The following is a 2,812-nucleotide window of genomic DNA, read 5'->3' as shown; positions in this document are numbered from 1 at the left end:
CGCCATTGGCACGTGAAAATCAACAACAATAACGTTAGATGGTTAACCGAATCTAAAGATAGCAATCCAAATTGAACAACCTCAGTTTTTTGAAAAACCGAGTTTTTCAGAATCGACTAGCTAAGAGTGACTGGAAAGTCCCGTTCACTATGCGTGTTGACATGAAAGATCAAAAATTCAGAATCAGCTTTTCGAACATAAAACTGTCGTGGCCTGCGTCATATAGCGCTGGTATTTCAAGCCCTGCATACGATGGTCCTATAAACTCCAAAGCAGATATGGATGCAATTAAGCCAGTCTTACTAAAATTTGGCGATGAAATTTTAGCATCAATAGGCTCTAGCAAAAACGAAGGTGACTGGTAAAGTTGTATCTGGCAAAAAGGTGGCTCAAAATCTAGAAGTAGACTCTGATTGCTTACATTAAGGTTTGTTAACCAAAAGACTCTACAACAGAGAAGGGATCTTTGCGGTCCCTTTTTACGTTTCTAACAAACCCAAAAGAGTAGTAGTCAATACTTTTGGCCACTACGGGTTGTGGGAGTGATCAGTAAGGGGCCGTCATCCATGCCTGTGGAGCAGGTCGATTAGGAAATCCCAGATATTGGCATTACAGAGACAATGTACGACTCCCAAATAGGTCGGCCTGAGAATATTACTATTAACTTATAAAGAACTTAGAATTAGAGCTAAACGTTCGCAATGCGAACGCATATGATGATAGCTTAATCTGACAAGCGATTTCATATAGTAATAAGAGTACTACAGTTACCAAAACAAATGGCATTTAACAAATTGTTCTATCTGAAAATTTTTAAATTAGTAGGTCTTTTACTATAAATTTGTAAGTCACTACAAACTCCATTTCTTGTTGTTTGTAGTGTAAGTTTTATTAATAGCACTCAAAACTATACTAATCTGTACTAATTCCCATTCTTTTAAAGTAAAACAAGCGATGATGTGATACCAAAAAGCACCACATCAATCGTTAGCAAGCCATTGGTACCATATGTTTTCTTGTGTTTTTTCATGCTTGCGAAGCTGAATTATCGACTCCAGTGCCGCTGACTTAAGGTCCATCGCTGGCGCTGAATTACCCGCTTCAGGGGTGATGGTTACACCATTGCTTTGGCCTTTTTCTGTGACTTCACAGTGCCCATTTTTACACACAACATCTGGCTCAAATTCTATCGTGCTCGTTTTTGAAGCGCTTAGTACATAACGATCGTCATTAGCAGAAGCACTGACATATTTGTTGAATGTATCTGCAGAAACGCTTGTTTGCTCGCCAGCTGTCACCTCTACCATATGGTGTAAAAATTGGTAACTGCCCATATGCGATATGCCTCCACGCCCTGGGTCAGTCATAAACGAGAGAAACCCCTTGTCTAATGCTGATGAAGCGCGGCTTTGCGTGGCAAGAAGGCTGTCAACGGTTGTTTTATCCCTATCGGTAAATTCAACACTTAGCTGACGACCCTGTGCATCAAAGTGCCCCTCATTAAAATTGCCAAGCAACTTACCATCATCATGTTTTCTGTAATTGCCAAGATCACTTGCTAGCCTTTGAATATATTTAAAGTCTACTTCGTTATGATCTGCGTACTGATACATTTGAGTGAGCAAATCTCGATCTTCTTGGGTTAAAAACTCAATTGGGTTTTTGAGTACATTGGCATGAGACATACCGTTTACACCGCCGATAATTGCTGGCTCTTTGCCTTCAAACAAGTCGTTTACCATAACGGCATAATAGTGCTCATATTGGCTTTGGCCATTTTTGCTTGAGTTATGCAGCTCTTTCAAAGCGGTATCAAACTGCGATTTGGCTTGCATCTCATAGTTGCTGCTAATCATTTCTTTAGCAAGCGCTGAAAACGACTCTATATGCGCATTTAAGCTAGCCTCAAACATTGTTTTTGTATCTGAGGTCGCTCCTTTGTTTAAACTTTGTCGTTGCATATCTGATAACTGTGCTTGGTCCAATACGTGCCAGCGTTCATACGCGGCTACTTTCTCAGCTTGTGAAAAGGTTTTGCTTGGGTCTAGTGCGACTGTTTCCAACTGGGCTTTGGATAAGTGTTCAAACTCCCATTTTGCAGCTGCCACATGCTTTTGATTTGTTTGTTTATCACTATGCCAAGACATAGCTTGATTATTTAACTGGGCCTTATCAATGGCTTCTTGCGCTGTTTTTAACTTAAGTGCGAGTGGGGATATAGATACGTTAGACGTGTTTACGTTATTTTGGCTTGTAACAGCGTAAGCTTTGTGTGCTGTTTTAGACGTTATGCTCGAACTTGAATGCCATTTAGTAGTTGATATGTCCATATTTACTATCCTTTGTATATGCCATACGTTGCCCCTTTTAATACAAAAGGGGCTGCGACTAATTAGTCAGAAGTATAGTGGAAAGTAACGCTTTCTTCTCTATTTGGCTCTAAATAATGAAAACTACCCGTTGCTTCCACTCGGTGAACAATAGATACCTGTACACCTGCTTGGAACCATTGACCATTAAAAGCTGTGACTGTACCTGTTGAGTTTGGCTCAATCGGCTCACACTGTTCTGCACAACTAAATCAGGACACTTTCCTTAAGGAATTTAGTTCATACTCCGCTGGCGATAAATCACCGTTAGCAGTATGCAGTCTTTCTAAATTGTAATAGCGCATATACGCGGCTACGTCTGTTCTCATATATTCACGTGTTGGCTGAGGCACTTTCAACAACCAATCATGCTTTAAGCTGCCGAAGAAGCGTTCTACAACAGCGTTATCCCAACAAGCACCCACATCTCCCATGCTGGCCCG

Annotated in this window: 3 protein-coding genes; 1 reads left to right on the top strand and 2 read right to left on the bottom strand. The window is 40.7% G+C overall.

All coding sequences use genetic code 11. The annotated features are described in order from the left end of the window. Positions 1-161 precede the first annotated feature (161 nt). Positions 162-365 carry a hypothetical protein gene (locus HC733_RS21910; RefSeq protein ID WP_190367100.1) on the top strand — a complete coding sequence of 68 codons (204 nt, stop codon included), beginning with the start codon at positions 162-164 and terminating at the stop codon, positions 363-365. Between the two features lie 615 nt (positions 366-980). On the opposite strand, the gene HC733_RS21905 is transcribed toward HC733_RS21910, so the two are convergent. Both HC733_RS21905 and HC733_RS21900 read right to left on the bottom strand, forming a co-directional pair. Next, entirely contained in the window at positions 981-2,330 is a 1,350-nt protein-coding gene (locus HC733_RS21905) for a hypothetical protein (RefSeq protein ID WP_190367099.1), read from the bottom strand. 251 nt (positions 2,331-2,581) lie between these two features. Then, positions 2,582-2,812: integrase core domain-containing protein (locus tag HC733_RS21900; RefSeq protein ID WP_190367098.1), on the bottom strand; the 231-nt coding region annotated here is incomplete at its 5' end.

Source organism: Pseudoalteromonas sp. S16_S37 (assembly GCF_014694405.1).
In the GTDB taxonomy this organism is placed as follows: Bacteria; Pseudomonadota; Gammaproteobacteria; order Enterobacterales; family Alteromonadaceae; genus Pseudoalteromonas.
This window is presented reverse-complemented; position numbering and strand designations above follow the sequence as displayed.